A 15,510-nucleotide genomic window follows, 5' to 3' on the forward strand; every position below is an offset into this window, starting at 1 on the left:
GCGGTTCGGTCGCTATCAGCACGATAGGCGACGGAAATCAGGCCACCTCAGGCGGTCTTCTTGCGTTTGCGCCGCCAGTCCGCCAGGTCTTCGATCAGCTTGTAGAACAAGGGCACGAAGAACAGGGCCAGGGTACTGGCCACCAGCATGCCGCCAACCACCACGGTACCGATTTCCTGCCGGCTCACAGCACCCGCGCCGGTACTGAATGCCAGCGGCAGGGAACCCACGATGAACGTCAGCGCGGTCATCATGATCGCCCGGAAGCGCTGGCGGGCTGCAGTGCTGGCCGCCTCGAACGAGCTCATGCCCGTTTGCCGGTTCTGGGCGGCGAACTCAACGATCAGAATCGCGTTTTTCGCCGCCAGGCCAATCAGCACCAGCAACCCTACCTGGAAGTAGATGTCGTTGGGGAAGCCACGCAACAGCGAGGCCAGTGCCGCCCCGAATACCCCGAAGGGCACCGCGGTAGCCACTGCCACCGGCAGACCCCAGCGCTCGTATTGGGCGGCGAGGATCAGAAACACCAGCAGCAGCCCCATGCCAAAGGCGAGGGTGCCGGAGTCCGCAGAGTCCTGCAGCTGATAGGCTTCACCGGTCCAACCCAGCAACGTGTTTCGGTCAAACTGCTGATTGGCAACTTCCTGCAGCGCAGTCAGGGCTTCGCCCGTGGTGTGGCCCGGCGTCGGGTCCGCAAGCAGTTTGGCCGCGGGGTAGACGTTAAAGCGGTTCAGGATGTCCGGTCCGCTCACCCGCTCCAGCTCCACGAGTGAGCTCAGGGGAATCATCTCCCCGTAGGAGGAACGCACAAACACCTTGCGCAGGTCATCCGGGTGGCTTCGGAATTCGCCTTCAGACTGCAGCGTCACCTGCCAGTTTCGCCCCTGCAGGGTAAAGTCGTTTACATACAGGCCGCCAAACGTGCTCTGCATGGTGGTGAAAATCTGATCCACCGGCACACCTGCCGCCTGGGCCTTCTCCCGGTCAACAATCGCCTGATAGCGGGGAATACCGGTATCCAGGGTCACCCGGACGTTGGTCAGTTCCGGGCGCTGGTTGGCGGCCTGGGTGAACCGGTCCGCCATCGCCTTGATCTCGGAAGGTGTGCGGCCACCACGGGCCTGGATGTAACCTTCCACACCGCCGGTGGTCGACAGCCCCTGGATCGGCGGCGGGGTAAAGGCAATGACAAAGGCTTCGGGCATACCAAACCCGATACCCATAATCTTGTTGGCAATATCGGCCGCGCCCTGGCCTTCGCCTTCCCGCTCAGCCCAGTCCTCCAGCGTTACGAACGCGACACCGCTGTTGGTGCGCAAGGCACTGGAAATAATGTCAAAACCGGCAAAGGCGACAACGTCTTTCACCTCAGGCAGCTGCAGCATGTTCTGCGCCAGCTCGTCCCGGGTGGCTTCGGTGCGGCTGAGAGATGAGGTGGCCGGCAATGAATAAGCCGTCAGCACAAAGCCCTGGTCCTCCTGGGGGACCAGCCCGGACGGCATCTTGTTGAGCAGGAAAACGGTGCCACCGATCATGGCTGCGAACAGCAGTACGCCGATCACGGCGTGGCGCAGTAGCCAGTCCACAACCGCCGAAAAACCGTTGGTGAGCTTGTCGAAACCGGCATCGAACCAGCGGAATACGGTGAGCTGTTTGCCTTCATGGCCGAGCAACAGGGCGCACATGGCAGGCGTCAGCGTCAGGGCGACGACACCGGAGATCACCACAGATACGGCAATGGTGATAGCAAACTGCCGATAGAGTTCACCACTGAGCCCACCCAGGAACGCAACCGGTGCAAACACCGCAACCAGCACCAGGGTGGACGCCACCACGGCTCCGGATACCTGGCTGACCGTGGTCACGGCGGCATTGTAGGGCGACATGCCCTCTTCCTTGATCAGCCGTTCTGCGTTCTCCATGATGATGATGGCGTTATCCACCACCACACCGATGGCCAGTATCAAGCCAAACAGGGTCAGCAGGTTGACCGAGAACCCCATGGCCTGCATGCCGGCAAACGTGCCCACCAGGGATACCGGAATCGCGATCAATGGAATCAGCGTGGCATTGAAATGCTGCAGGAACAGGAAAGTCACCACAACCACCAGCAGAACCGCAACGATGAAAGTCGAGATCACCTCCTGAATGGAGATATCAATGAAGCGGGTGGTGTCGTAGGGTACATTGTATTCGAGGCCTTCCGGGAAACGGTCGGCAATTTCCTTCATGGCTTCGTTCACCGCTTCCGCAGCATCCAGCGCATTGGCGCCCGGCTGCAGATACACACCCATCGGCACCGTGGCTCCGCCGTTGTAGATGGCGGCGAAATCATAGTTCTGGGCGCCCAGCTCTATCCGTGCCACGTCTTTCAGACGTAACGACGCGCCCTGATCATCACTGCGAAGAATCACTTCGCCAAATTCTTCCGGGCTGGTGAGCCGGCCCGGAGCGGACACGCTGAAGGTGAACGCCTGGCCTTCCGGCGCCGGCTCTGCCCCTATCCGGCCAGCGGCAAACTGGGCATTCTGGGCCCGCAGGGCGCCAGCCACATCCGCCGGTGTCAGCTCAAACTGCGCCAGTTTGTCCGGGCGCAGCCAGATACGCATGGAGTAATCCTGGGCGCCAAACAAAGAGGCGTCCCCGATGCCGGGCAGGCGTACCAGCTCATCCAGCACGTTCAGCAGCGCGTAGTTGGAAATCTCCACCACGTCCATGGAGTTGTCCGGTGAGGACAGGGTAATCACCTGCAGGATTGAGGTGGAACGGGATTCCACCTTCAAACCCTGGTCCCGGACGGTCTGGGGCAACCGGGCCAAAGCCTGCTGCACACGGTTGTTGACGTTGATCGTAGCCTGGTCCGGATCGGTGCCGATTTCAAACGACACCGTCACTCGAAAGCTGCCGGAGTCGGTCGCACTGGACTCCATGTAGATCATGTCGTCCACGCCGTTGATTTCCTGCTCAAGCGGTGCCACCACCGAATCGGAAATCACATCGGCACTGGCTCCCGGGAAGCGGCCGTCCACCACCACCTGAGGCGGCACCACGTTGGGGTACTGTTCTACCGGCAAACCCAGCAGGGCCAGCGCACCACCGAGGGTAATGATGATCGAGATAACCGAGGCGAAAATCGGCCGGTCGATGAATGTTCTCAGCATCAGTTGGCCTCCTCCGGGCTATCCGGATTGGTGACGTTAACGGCGGCGCCATCTCGGAGGTTCACCAGGCCACTGACAATATAACGATCACCCTCATCCAGGCCGCTCAGGAGGATCTGCCGGCCATCACTCACCGGCCCAAGCTCCACCTCCCGGACCCGGGCTTTGCTGTCGTCATCAACCACATAGACCACAGGGCCATTCTGCCCCTGGGTTACCGCCCTCTCAGGCACCGTTATCACATCGTCAAAACTCTGCAGTTCCACCCGCACCCGGACAAACTGTCCCGGTACAATCACTTGCTCCGGATTCGGGAACACAGCTCGGGCGGACACCGTGCCGGTGCGGGGGTCGAGGGTTGAAGCGGTAAAGTCGATGCGTCCATCCAGGTCGTATTCGCTGCCGTCCGCCAGAACCAGGCGCGCCGAGACATTCTGTTCCTGATCTGTTCTTACCATGCCCTCACGGGCAGCACGGCGAATGTTGGCGTCGTTTTCCGGCAGCGCAAAGCGAACGTGAACGGGATCGAGCTGAACAATAGTGGTCAGCAAGGTGCCGGTATCGATCAGGCTACCCTCCGGAAAATCCTCCAGACTGGTCACGCCGCTGATTGGCGCCGTGACATCGGTGTAGCCGAGATCCAGTTCAGCCTGGGCCACGCCGGCATTGGCCACCGCCAGGTTGGCCCGGGCCAGTTCCAATGCAGACTGGGCTGAATCCCGATCTCGTTCACTGACGGCGTTACGCTCAAACAAGGAGGAAATACGGTTCCATTCCCGCTCCGCTTGCTGAACATCCGCCTCGGCAACCTGGCGTTGGGCCCGGGCTCGCTGCAGTGCCGCCGCTGCGGGCTTGCGATCTATGCGGAACAAGGCATCACCTTCCCGCACCATCTGGCCTTCTTCGTATAGCCGCTGTTCCAGAATGCCGCTGATGCGAGCCCGGACTTCCACCTCCCGGGCACCCCGGGCACGGCCGGCGTAATCCTGCCTCACCGTGACATCGGCCAGCGTCGCCTGTTGCACCACAACCGCCGCCGGAGGCATCCCGCCCGCGCCGGCCTGCTGGCCTTCACCATCCTGACCGCTGCACCCCGTTAGCATCAGCAGTGTCGACAAACCAGCAAAAAGCAGCCCCTTACGGGCGTTAGGGCGATGAGACATTTCAACGGGCATGGCGCGCTCTCCTGAACACCGAAACAGATCGTGTCATCAATTATGTAAATGTGTCCGGGCCAGCCAGCCCGGAGTGGCAATCGGTAAGATCAGGCAAGATACATTCATCCGTGTATGTATGTAAACTGTCTTCAGGTATACTTACGTAGTTCCCGCAAGCGGTTCATACCCTGACGGGCCGGGACAAAGCCGGCGCAACACACCACCGGAAGACTTCATCATGGCGAGAAAGACAAAAGCCGAGGCGGAAGCCACCCGCGAATCCCTGCTCGATGCCGCCGAGAGCATGTTCATGGAGAAAGGCGTTGCCCGGGCATCGCTGGAAGAAATTGCCCGTACCGCCGGTGTAACCCGGGGCGCGGTCTACTGGCACTTCCGCAACAAGCAGGACATCCTGGATGCCATGCTGGAGCGGGTTCGCGCGCCGCTCGGCGAAATGCTCGATGAAGCGGCCATCAGCCAGGACAGCCTGACCAACCTGAAGCATCTCTGCGTTATCGCTCTCAGCAAGCTGGCCGAAGACGAACAGTACTTCCGGGTGTACTACATCCTCTTCCACCGCAACGAATCTGATCAGGCGCTGAACAAACACCGGGAGCTCGCGGAAGAGGGAATTGCCTTTGTGACCGACATTTTCCGCAGTCCTGAAAACGCGAAAAAACTGCGTCCGGGCCTGAGCCCGGAACTGGCGGGCTATCTGGTGCATACCCAGATGCTGGGACTGTTTTTCGACTGGCTGGCCAAACCTGAGCGCCTTCCGCTGGCCGAGGTTGCACCGATACTGGTGGAAACCGTTTTCAGTGGTCTGCTGGGTGAGCCGGAAGCCTGAGCTCCAGTCAGCCCCATACCCAAAGAATAACCGGCACCGCCGTGGCGGTGACCACCACAGACAGTGGCAACCCCAGGCGCCAATAATCGCCGAACCGGTAACCCGCGGGTTCCATGACCAGCGCATTGGATTGATGCCCTATCGGGGTCAGAAACGCGCAGGATGCGCCAATGGCGACGGCCATCAGCGTTGCATCCGAAGACAGCCCCAATTGACCAGCAACGCCCAGGGCAATAGGTGCGACCAGAATGGCCGCCGCGGCATTGTTCACCACATTGGATAACAACATGGTGCCAATCAGAATAATCGACAGCACCAGCCAGGGCGCCTGTCCCTCACCGATGGCCAGAATCTGACGGGCGATAAGATCGGCGCCGCCGGTGGTCTCCAGGGCCTGCCCCACCGGAATCATCGCCGCCAGCAATACCACCACCGACCAGTCGATGGCCTTGTAGGCATCACTGGCTTCCAGCAGTCCGGCCAGCACCATGGCGACCGCACACGCCACCAGCGCAACGGGAGGCGTCACCCAGCCGGCGACAATAACGAGGATGGCAACGGCAAACAGCCCACCGGCCAGTCCGAGGCGTTTCTCCCGGCCAAACGCCAGCCCCCGCTCAGCCAGCGGCAGACAGCCCAGCGTCCTCAGATTAGCCGGAAGAGTCTCCTCGAAGCCCTGCACCAGCAGGATATCACCGGAACGAAAACGGATATCCGCCAGCCGCTGTTTGAGACGGTGGCCCTGCCGGGCGACGGCCACGACGTTGACACTGTAGCGCTCCCGAAGATTCAGACGGTTTGCGGTACGGCCGACCAGCTGTGAACCGGGAGTCACAACCGCCTCGATCAAGCGGGCATCGCCAGCAACCAGCTCATCCTCCGCCTGTTGCCGACGCCCTTTGCCCCCGGTGCCATCCTTCTCTACTTCCTCGTTCGGCGCGCCCGAAGCCAACGTCAGACCGGTGATCTCCAGAAACTCGCCCAGACTCTCAGTATCGGCTTCCACCAGCAGGACATCATTTTCACGCAGAATGGTAAAGGTTGAGGGTGCCGGCGTTGTTTTGTCATCGCGGATCAACGACAAGACCACCAGATTGTTCTGGCTGTCTCCGGCCGTCAGCAGGTTGTGCAGGGTGCTACCGGCATAGTCAGAACCTTCGGTCAGTTTCAGCTCCGTCAGGTAATCGCCCACGCTGAACAGTTTCTCGCCGGCGGCCGGGTCCTCCCGTTTCGGTGTCAGACGCCAGCCGATCAATCCGATAAAGACGATACCCGCCAGGCTAATTGCCAGCCCCACGGGCGCAAAGTCAAATAGCCCGAAGGTGCCCGCCTCTCGATAGCTGGCAATGATGATGTTGGGCGGGGTACCGATCAGCGTAATGGTGCCGCCCAGTAGCGACCCGAACGCCAGAGGCATGAGCAGCAGTGAAGGCGACCGCCCGGCTTCCCGGGACATCCAGATGGCGACCGGCATCAGAAGCGCCAGTGCCCCCACATTGTTGATAAATGCCGAACACACGGCCACCACGAGAGTCAGGGTCAGCACCTGAAGCACGGCATTGTTCCCTGCCCGGGCCAGCAGCCGCGCCACCTCGTCTACCACACCACCGTTAACCAGCCCCTGACTGATAACCAGCACCGCCGCCACCGTAATCACGGCCGGGTGCCCGAAACCGGCGAATACACTGTCAACCGGCACCAGTCCCGCAATGGCAACCGCCAGCAGCGCCAGCATGGCGACAACATCAAACCGCAACCGGTTCCAGATAAACGCTGCCAGGGTGACGAGCAGAACGGTAAAAACAATCCATTGGTCAGCCACCATAATATCTCCAGGTTCCCTGCATCACCTTGCACAAGTCTCCCAGATCGCCTTGGTGCTAGCCAGACTGATGACCTGCCATTGGAAAAAAACAAAACCCCGCAGGGCGATAGCCATGCGGGGTTTCTGGTAGCTGGCAGGCACCTGCGGGTGCCTGCCGGACAACCTGAACCGGTCGATTAACCGAACTGGTTCATGGTGTTGTCTTTACCACCGGCCTTCAGAGCCGCTTCACCAGCGAAGAACTCTTTGTGGTCATCACCGATGTTGGAACCGGCCATGTCCTGGTGCTTCACAGTAGCGATACCCTGACGGATTTCCTGACGCTGTACGCCAGCAACGTAAGCCAGCATGCCTTCGTCACCGAAGTAGCCTTTGGCCAGGTTGTCGGTAGACAGAGCCGCAGTGTGGTACGTCGGCAGAGTGATCAGGTGGTGGAATACACCGGCTTCACGGGACGCATCACGCTGGAAGTTACGGCACCACTCGTCGGCCAGCTGACCCAGCTCGGTGTTGTCGTACTCGGCGCTCATCAGATTGGCGCGGTCGTAGGCAGAAACGTCCTTGCCTTCTTCCTTCCATGCGTCGAATACCTGCTGACGGAAGTTCAGAGTCCAGTTGAAGGACGGGCTGTTGTTGTAAACCAGCTTGGCGTCGGGTACCACTTCCTTGATGCGGTTAACCATGCCAGCAATCTGGCCAACGTGCGGCTTCTCGGTTTCGATCCACAGCATGTCTGCGCCGTTCTGCAGGCTGGTGATGCAGTCCAGAACAACACGGTCTTCGCCAGAACCCGGCTTGAAGCAGAACAGGCCAGAGGCCAGACGCTTCGGCTTCAGCAGCTTGCCGTTGGACTTGATCACAACGTCGCCGTTCTCGATCTGGGAAGCGTCATCAATGTACTCGCCGTCCAGGAAGCTGTTGTACTGGTCGCCCAGGTCACCCGGCTCGTTGGTTACCGCGATCTGCTTGGTCAGGCCAGCACCCAGGGAGTCAGTACGGGCAACGATAACACCGTCGTCCACACCCAGTTCCAGGAACGCCAGGCGAACCGCGTTGATCTTGGACAGGAAGTCAGCGTGCGGAACGGTTACTTTACCGTCCTGGTGACCACACTGCTTCTCGTCAGAAACCTGGTTTTCGATCTGGATACAGCAAGCACCGGCTTCGATCATCTGCTTGGCCAGCAGGTAGGTGGCTTCGGCGTTACCGAAACCAGCGTCGATGTCCGCAATGATGGGCACAACGTGGGTTTCGTGGTTGTCGATCTGCTGCTCGATTTCCTTGGCCTTAGCGGTGTCACCAGCTTTCTCGGCCTCATCCAGAGCGCGGAACAGGTGGTTCAGTTCCCAGGCATCAGCCTGACGCAGGAAGGTGTAAAGCTCTTCGATCAGGCCAGAAACCGCAGTCTTCTCGTGCATGGACTGGTCAGGCAGCGGGCCGAACTCGGAACGCAGGGCAGCAACCATCCAGCCAGACAGGTACAGGTAGCGACGCTTGGTGGTACCGAAGTGCTTCTTGATGGAGATCATCTTCTGCTGACCGATGAAACCGTGCCAGCAACCCAGGGACTGGGTGTACTTGGAAGAATCGGCATCGTAAGCAGCCATGTCTTCACGCATGATCTTGGCGGTGTACTTGGCGATGTCCAGACCAGTCTTGAACTTGTTCTGGGCGCGCATGCGGGCCGCGTGCTTCGGGTTGATGGCGTTCCAGGTGGGGTTCTGCTTCACGAGGGAAGCGATTTGGTCGACGTCTTGTGCGTAAGGCATGGTCTCTATCCTTTCTACGTTTGTGTTCAAAAGGTTCGGAGTGCTGCTGCCAGCAGCCTCCGGAGTCAGCCACCGGCCGGATTAACCGGGCTGGTGGTGACGTTGGGCGTAACTTTAGTGCTTTCGAATTTATAATTGAAATTTATATGGTGTATTTTCGGCATTTTTTAAATGAATACACATAATCCCTGCCGACAGGCTGAGGGCCTATTATTGAGGCGGGTCATTTCGGACAGACTACAGCGTGCTATGATTCAGGCACTTGACCCAGATCAGCAACCTCCCTCACCCACGGGCTACAGGGGCATTCTGTGTTCTACGTCCGCGCCTTCAATCATTCACTCCTGCACGCACTGAAGAACCTGCTTCCCATTGTGATCGTGGTGGCGTTCTTTCAGATCGCCATTCTCCAGCAGGTGCCAGAGAACCTGTTCAGCATGGTTGCCGGCCTGTTTGTGGTTGCCATCGGTGTTGCCCTGTTTCTGCAAGGGCTCGAGCTTAGCATCTTCCCGCTCGGAAAGAGCCTGTCGAATCAGTTTGCCCGGCGCGGTTCCCTGGTCATTCTCCTGGCCTTCGGCTTTGCTATGGGCTTCTCTGCGGTGATCGCCGAGCCAGCCCTGATTGCGGTGGCCGAGCAGGCGCAAACCATCAGCGAGGGGCGCATCGACAGCCTGACACTCCGGGTGCTGGTGGCACTGTCCGTGGGTTTCGTGGTGGCCCTCGGCATTTTCCGGACCATCTTCGGCTACCCGTTACACTGGTTCATGATTACCGGTTACGTCATCGTAGTGATCGTCACCTGGTTTGCACCGGAGGAAATCGTCGGTCTGGCATACGATTCCGGCGGTGTCACCACCAATGTCGTGACCGTGCCACTGATTGCCGCACTGGGTATCGGACTGGCGGCCTCGATACGTGGCCGGAACCCGCTGATAGATGGCTTCGGGCTGGTTGCATTGGCGGTGATGGTACCGATGATCACCGTGCAGGTTTACGGCATGTTGGTGTACTCAGGTTCTGCCGAAGCCGAGGGTGTCCCGCTCTCACCAGATGTCGGAGAAACCAAGCCTTCCGGCGTGGTCGGCGCACTGCTGGACCTGGTCACCATGATTCGGGATGTTCTGCCCATCATCATTACGGTGCTCTTCTTTCAGTATCTGGTACTGCGCCGCAAACTTCCCAATCCACGCAAGGTCATCTTTGGTTTTACCTTGGTGATTCTGGGGCTTTATGCCTTTGTGATCGGTCTCAAGATGGGGTTGTTTCCGATTGGTACCAGCATGGCCGAACAACTGACGGCCAGAGACAACTATCTTTACGTGTACCTCTTTGCACTGATGATCGGCTTTGCCACGACCATGGCGGAACCGGCGCTGATCGCCATCGGCAGACAGGCGGAAGAAGCCGCCGGGGGAACCCTGAACGGCAATGTCATTCGCATACTGGTGGCGGTCGGGGTAGCCGTCGGCATCACTATCGGCGTTCACCGGATCATCACCGGCGACTCCATTCACTACTACATCATGGGCGGCTATATTCTGGTCGTCGGCCTGACCCTGATTGCGCCCCGCTACATCATCGCGCTGGCCTATGATCTGGGTGGGGTCACCACGTCGGAAGTAACCGTCCCTCTGGTTACCGCCCTGGGCATTGGCCTGGCCAGCAGTATCGACGGACGCAGCATTCTCATCGACGGCTTCGGGCTGATTGCCTTTGCTTCAATCTTTCCTATCGTAACAGTGATGGCCTACGCCATCGCATCCCAGTATCTTGCAGAACCACGTAAGGAGACACCATGAAATTCTCGGCACTGGTGGCCATCGTTCCTGAAGACCTGGAGCAGAAGTGTATTGATGCTGCCCGGGATTGCGGTGCCGGAGGAATCACTGTGATGTCCGGCCGGGGCATCAGCAATACCGCGAAAAAAACGTTCTTCGGCCTGACCTACGACGGCAGCCAGAGCGTGCTGCTGATGGTCCTGGAGAAGGGGCTGTCGCTGGATGTGCTGAAAGCCATCCAGAAAGTCATCATGCCGGATGGCAAAGATTCCCAGGGTATGATCTTTACCGTACCACTGGAACACCTGGGCGGCATCGACATGGCCCAGGTGGAAAAATTTGAACAACACGTGAAAGACTCTCTGTAAGCGGAGCGCAGATAATGAAACTGGTCAAAGACGTGATGGTGACCGACATCATCAGGATTTCGCCCTTCGCCACCATTCGCGAGGCGCTTTCCCTGATGAAGCGCCACAATGTCAAATCCCTGGTGGTCGAACGCCAGAATGAGCACGATGCCTGGGGGCTGATTACCTATACCAATATTCTCAAGTCAGTTATCTCGGAGGACGGCGACATCGATTTGCTGAACGTCTACGATGTGTGTGCCAAACCGGTGATCAGCGTAGGTGAGAACCTGGCTCTGAAATACGCGGCCAGACTGATGACCGAATACAGGGTCAAGCGCCTGCTGGTGCTATGTGACAACGACATTTCCGGGTTCGTGGTCATGGACGACATCATGCAGGCACTGCTGGAGACCGTCGACTAGAGACGCCGGCTCAACGTTCAGCCCCCAGACAAAGCACCAACAGCTGATCGCCATCGCGCAGATCCAGGTACTGGTTCCGGGGCGGATTCAGTTGCAAATGGCGCCCGCGTTCATCCGCTTCGGCCCGATAAACGCCCAGGGCAATTTCCCCGCGCTCCGCCACAATCTTCTCCAACACCTGGAAATCCGCGCTGGCCGGCAACGGGTAGTCGTGAGGCCTCCGGAACTGGATTTCTGCCCCACCCTCCGTGAACAATTCATCCAGCACCACCCTCAGTTCCCGCCGTAACGCCACCTGAGCCAACACATGACTGAGAATCATCGGGCTGATCAGCATCTCGCTCTTGTGGCCATACAACAGATGGCGGTTATCCGGGTCACTCAGTTCCATTATGACCTGCGGTCGCCTGGGGGCGGCCGACAGAACATCTTCCAACTGGAGATAGCCCACCATGGCACGGGCATCGGCTTCCTCTCCGGAGCCAACTCGATCGCTGCTGAGCAACATCACTGTGTCGTATCCGGCTGGATCAAGGCGCCGAAGGTCCTCTTCCACCATGTAGTCGGCTTCCAGCAGGCGACCGTTTACTTTCGACAGGTCAACGCCGTAACGCTGCATTTCCCGATTCCGGTCATCCAACGGAATCGCCGACACCAGGTCCAGCTCAAAAGCCCGGTGGCCATAGCTGGCAAACTCGGCTGCGAGGGTCGGCACCCTGCGGTTCCAGCCCAGCACCAGCACCCGGTGAACACCCGGAACCGGCTCTGTCCGGGCCTGGTTGTGTTTTCGCTCCAATATCGGCAATGCTGCCGCCTTTGGTACGGCCGCTGTATGCTCATAATCCCGGGCCAGAAGCACAACCCGGTCTTCGTTGCGGATGACCGTGCCTGAATCTGCCAACAGATTGACCTGCCAGCCCCCGCTCGGGTTTGGATGCAACAAACCCAGGACGATGGCATTGGGCCGCTGGCTTGCCAGCTCTGCCAAAGTCAGGCCTTCAGCAGTTTCTCCCCCACGCACGAAAATCTCGTTGCCTTCACCAGCGGTCAGCAACTCGTTGTAGACCTCGGAAAGGTTCGGGTGGATGACGTTCTGAACCATCAACCTGCTGATGGTGGCATCACCGGCCACCACTTCCACGGCCCCGGGGTAGGCCCGCTCGATAACGGGCAGTTTACGCATGTCCTGAATTTCAGCCACCACAAAGGGTAGCTGGGCGCTGTAGTGCCTGGCCTGGGCGGCGATGGACAACAGCGCTTTCACGGTTTCAACATCGGAGGTTACCAGCGAGCCACCCTCATGCACCTGGCTGGGCACAATCACCGCCGCCGCATCCAGGCAGGCAACCCGATGCAACGCTTCCGGCTGAATGGCAGAACCGCTGCGCAGAATCACTTCCCGGGCTCGCCGGCCAATACCAGGCTCCCTGATCAGTTCGTGCAAATGCTCGACACTGGCCTCTTCCGCCAAAAGAACCAGCCGCAGTTTCTGGGCGTCATGTTTCTCCAGAAACCGGGCCATACGTCCGGACGAACCAAATAACTCCGCTACCAGCGGCGGCGTCTGGGCGGTCCAGCCCAGCACGACGATATGGTTTTTCAATGTCACCGGAGTAAGGCCACGCTCCAGATCTTCCATCTTGGCAATCAGCCAACGGGTGAGAATGGCCACCAGGGTACCCATGAACACCACGTAGCCCATTATCGTCAGAAGAGTAGAGACAATACGTTGCCAGGTGCCCACGTCGTCTCCCAGGTAACCCGGATCGGTCAGACGCAAAAACGCCCACCAGATGGCGTGCCCGGCACTTTCAAACTCGCCGGCCTGAGGCAGCACCACCAGTAGACCGCCAATCAGCGATATCAGCGCAATAAAACAACCGACCACCAGCAACTGAAAGCCAGCCCCCTTGACCAGCTGGCGCTCCACGATGAACTTGATCCGATCAACAATTCGAAATGGCAGCATTCGGTCCCTTATAGCGTCGTTCCCGCGGCAAACGGTTTGCCGGTTTCTGATTCTGTCGCCTAGGATAGTTCAAACAGTCCCGGAAGGTGACCCCTGACATGATGCCGCCTTCAGGCGTTCTTGTGTTGATCACTGGCGTGTTATGCCAACTGCCTGTTTTTTTAGGTCTGCCAGTCCATCTCTGACAACTCAGCCAGCGCCGCCTCCAGAGTCGGGTAGAAATAGCTCACGCCGGGCTCCGGTTTTACGCCGGCCCGGGCCAGGGTTCTCAATGGCTGGAACTGCAAGTCGGCAATTACAATGCGGGTACCGGTTTTCCGGCAACTGGCGATCAGTTTGTTCAACGCCGCCAGGCCGCCAGCGTCGAGGATGGTCACTCCGTCCATGTACAACACCAGACCCTCAGCCTGCTGGGACAAGTCTGCCAGCTCGCCGAAGATGCGGTCAGCAGCCGCGAAAAAAAGCGGACCATTGATCTTGAACACCTGCCAGCCCTCCGGCACTCCAACCTGCTGCACCCGTTTGTTGCCGGTAATGTCAGTCACCCTGGTCATTTGTGCCATTTCACGCATGAACAGCACAGCGGCCAGTAACACCCCGGTGGTGATGGCAATTACCATGTCCAGGGCCACGGTCAGGCCGAAGCAGGTCAGGAAAACCAGGATGTCGCTGCGAGGCGCGGTTCTCAGCAGGTGCACGGCTTTCGGCGCCTCACTCATGTTCCAGGCCACCATCACCAGCAACGCGGCCATGGCCGGCATGGGCAGATAGGCAAGAATGCCGGCCAGGGAGACCAGCGCCAGCAGCACCACCAGCGCATGAATCATCGCAGCCACCGGCGATTCAGCGCCGGCCCGGTAATTGGCGGCGGACCGGGCAATAGCGGCGGTGGCCGTGATACCGCCAAAGAATGGCACCACCATATTGCCAATGCCCTGCCCCATCAGCTCGCTGTTGGCACTGTGGCGTTTACCGGTCATGCCATCCAGCACCACGGCACAGAGCAGGGATTCGATAGCCCCCAGCATGGCGATGGCGAAGGCGGCCGGAATCAGCTCCCGGAACAGGTCCCAGGACAGGCCGAGGGGTCGCCCATCGGCCCCGGCCTGCTGCCAGGGCCAGGCGAATTCCGGTAAAAACGGCGGTATGCCGGCGCCGGTACTGCCATCGGGAAGCAGGTAGCTGAAGCGTGACCCCACGGTCTCAATCGCCGCGCCACCAGCGTTCAACCACAATGCCAGAAGACTGCCGACAATCACTGCTGGCAGATGAGGCGGCACCGGGGTTCTCAGCCTTGGCCAAAGCAGCATCACCGCCAGGGTAACCACCGCCACCAGCGTACTCAGTTCATCCAGCGCCGGCAGTTGCTGACCCAGGACCGCCAGCTTGTCCCAGTAATGCTCTGGCATAGTGTCTACGGAGAGCCCGAAGAAGTCCTTCACCTGCAAGGTGGCAATCACCACGGCAATACCACCGGTGAATCCCAGAGTGACGGATTCGGGGATATACTCAATAAAGCGGCCCAGGCGCATCACCGCCATAATCACCAGCAACACACCGGACATCAGCGTAGCCAGCAGCAAGCCACCCAGGCCATAGCTCTGGGCAATGGGATAGAGAATCACGACAAAAGCGGCCGTTGGTCCGGAAATGCTGTAGCGGCTGCCGCCAAACAGGGCAATCAGAAAACCGGCTATGATAGCGGTATACAGGCCATACTGCGGCGCAACCCCGGAGGCAATCGCCAGCGCCATCGCCAGCGGAATGGCAATGATGCCAACGGTGGCGCCAGCCATCAGGTCCTTGAAAAAGCGCCCGCTGCTGTAGGGTTCATCAACGCAGGCCTCGCGAACGGCGTGAGCGGTACGAAGAGAAAACAGATGGGCGCGATGGGGCATGAACAGACTCTCTCAGGCCAGGCATTTGGTTACATTATATGCTCATCATCTGTACACTCAATGTTAATATGATTAACATGCCATCTGTAACCATCTTCGCTGAACCTGTTGAGAACCAGAAACACCATGGAAAACCGAACTGCCCGGCTGACCCTGTTGATTGACCCTGAAAAGAAGAAAATTTTCGAGGCCCTTTGCAAGCAGGAGGACGTGACTCCCTCCCAGAAGGTTCGTCAGTTCATTCGTGAATATGTGGAAGAGCGGCTCGGGCCAGACTGGCGCGAGAGCAGCGCCCAGAAAACCGACTGACTCCGGCAACGTATAATCGGACATG

11 protein-coding genes are annotated in these 15,510 nt (G+C 59.1%); 5 read left to right on the forward strand and 6 right to left on the reverse strand.

The window, feature by feature from the left end; translation table 11 throughout:
- Window positions 1-47 precede the first annotated feature (47 nt).
- Both Q669_RS16315 and Q669_RS16320 read right to left on the reverse strand, forming a co-directional pair.
- On the reverse strand, window positions 48-3,161 hold the full coding sequence (locus Q669_RS16315; protein WP_022993104.1) for an efflux RND transporter permease subunit: 3,114 nt from the start codon (window positions 3,159-3,161) through the stop codon (window positions 48-50).
- Window positions 3,161-4,336: an efflux RND transporter periplasmic adaptor subunit gene (locus Q669_RS16320; protein ID WP_022993105.1), complete on the reverse strand. Its 1,176-nt coding sequence runs from the start codon at window positions 4,334-4,336 to the stop codon at window positions 3,161-3,163. Before Q669_RS16320 ends, Q669_RS16315 begins: the two co-directional genes overlap by 1 nt.
- A 220-nt stretch (window positions 4,337-4,556) precedes the next feature.
- On the opposite strand from Q669_RS16320, the gene Q669_RS16325 reads away from it, so the two are divergent.
- A complete protein-coding gene (locus tag Q669_RS16325; RefSeq protein WP_014422725.1) occupies window positions 4,557-5,165 on the forward strand; it encodes a TetR family transcriptional regulator in 609 nt (202 codons plus the stop codon).
- A 7-nt stretch (window positions 5,166-5,172) separates the two neighbouring features.
- Here the strand turns inward: Q669_RS16325 and Q669_RS16330 are convergent, their stop codons facing one another.
- Together Q669_RS16330 and Q669_RS16335 are read right to left on the reverse strand one after the other, a co-directional pair.
- Window positions 5,173-6,990, reverse strand: a complete 1,818-nt coding sequence (locus Q669_RS16330) for an SLC13 family permease (protein WP_022993106.1) — start codon at window positions 6,988-6,990, stop codon at window positions 5,173-5,175.
- Window positions 6,991-7,166: 176 nt separating this feature from the next.
- The gene (locus Q669_RS16335) at window positions 7,167-8,759 is read right to left on the reverse strand and encodes an isocitrate lyase (RefSeq protein WP_022993107.1); all 1,593 of its coding nucleotides are present in this window, start codon (window positions 8,757-8,759) and stop codon (window positions 7,167-7,169) included.
- A 311-nt stretch (window positions 8,760-9,070) separates the two neighbouring features.
- Between Q669_RS16335 and Q669_RS16340 the strand changes: the two genes are divergently transcribed.
- From Q669_RS16340 to Q669_RS16350, 3 genes are read left to right on the forward strand one after another with little or no spacing between them, the layout of a single operon-like run.
- Entirely contained in the window at window positions 9,071-10,558 is a 1,488-nt protein-coding gene (locus Q669_RS16340) for a DUF1538 domain-containing protein (protein WP_022993108.1), read from the forward strand.
- Window positions 10,555-10,905 carry a P-II family nitrogen regulator gene (locus tag Q669_RS16345; RefSeq protein ID WP_022993109.1) on the forward strand — a complete coding sequence of 117 codons (351 nt, stop codon included), beginning with the start codon at window positions 10,555-10,557 and terminating at the stop codon, window positions 10,903-10,905. Before Q669_RS16340 ends, Q669_RS16345 begins: the two co-directional genes overlap by 4 nt.
- A gap of 14 nt (window positions 10,906-10,919) precedes the next feature.
- Window positions 10,920-11,309, forward strand: a complete 390-nt coding sequence (locus Q669_RS16350; RefSeq protein WP_022993110.1) for a CBS domain-containing protein — start codon at window positions 10,920-10,922, stop codon at window positions 11,307-11,309.
- A 10-nt stretch (window positions 11,310-11,319) separates the two neighbouring features.
- Here Q669_RS16350 and Q669_RS16355 read toward each other — a convergent pair whose 3' ends face one another.
- The gene (locus Q669_RS16355; protein WP_022993111.1) at window positions 11,320-13,278 is read right to left on the reverse strand and encodes a CASTOR/POLLUX-related putative ion channel; all 1,959 of its coding nucleotides are present in this window, start codon (window positions 13,276-13,278) and stop codon (window positions 11,320-11,322) included.
- A 161-nt stretch (window positions 13,279-13,439) separates the two neighbouring features.
- On the reverse strand, window positions 13,440-15,176 hold the full coding sequence (gene dauA, locus Q669_RS16360) for a C4-dicarboxylic acid transporter DauA (RefSeq protein WP_022993112.1): 1,737 nt from the start codon (window positions 15,174-15,176) through the stop codon (window positions 13,440-13,442).
- Between the two features lie 126 nt (window positions 15,177-15,302).
- Here dauA and Q669_RS16365 point away from each other — a divergent pair, with 126 nt between their 5' ends.
- Complete coding sequence (locus Q669_RS16365) at window positions 15,303-15,485, forward strand: hypothetical protein (RefSeq protein WP_022993113.1); 183 nt, start codon at window positions 15,303-15,305, stop codon at window positions 15,483-15,485.
- The last annotated feature ends 25 nt before the right edge of the window (window positions 15,486-15,510 follow it).

It is taken from the genome of Marinobacter sp. C1S70, assembly GCF_000475355.1.
Lineage (GTDB): Bacteria > Pseudomonadota > Gammaproteobacteria > Pseudomonadales > Oleiphilaceae > Marinobacter > Marinobacter nauticus.